Origin of the sequence: Kitasatospora sp. SC0581, from assembly GCF_048159585.1 — a bacterium.
Classification (GTDB): Bacteria; Actinomycetota; Actinomycetes; order Streptomycetales; family Streptomycetaceae; genus Kitasatospora.
In genome coordinates this window covers 1-426 of sequence record NZ_JBLRWA010000153.1, presented here as the reverse complement: position 1 = coordinate 426, position 426 = coordinate 1, and the positions used below count along the sequence as shown (strand labels likewise).

At 27.5% G+C, this 426-nt stretch carries 1 protein-coding gene; it reads left to right on the top strand.

Features of this window, described 5'->3' with window-relative positions:
* On the top strand, positions 1-426 hold a 426-nt coding region (locus ACLWS4_RS37535), incomplete at both ends, for a hypothetical protein (RefSeq protein ID WP_416876508.1).

The following is a 426-nucleotide window of genomic DNA, read 5'->3' as shown; positions in this document are numbered from 1 at the left end:
TTTTTTATCTCAAGAAATTTCTAATAGTTGGATTGAATTTAAATGTTATGCAAATGAAAAAAATGATGATATAATAAAAGATTACAAGACATTTAATTTTATAGTTATAGAACCTGTAAAATATAATTTTAATCTTGAAGTAACAGATATTGATTTTATCATGGAGCAACTAGCTTACAAAGAGAATGAAAAAATACTGTTTTTAATCGTTGATAGTACATTACTAGGTAATTCGTTTCCTTTAAAAAAGTTACTTGCCTCTGTGAATCAATTACCGAATGTAATTTTAATTAATTTAAGATCTGGGTTGAAAATGGATCAACAAGGTTTGGAATTTTCGAATGTGGGGATCGCTTCGTTTTATTTCCCTAAAAATATGGAGCACTTAGTCGAAAATATACATGATTACTTGGAGATCGGAAGAGC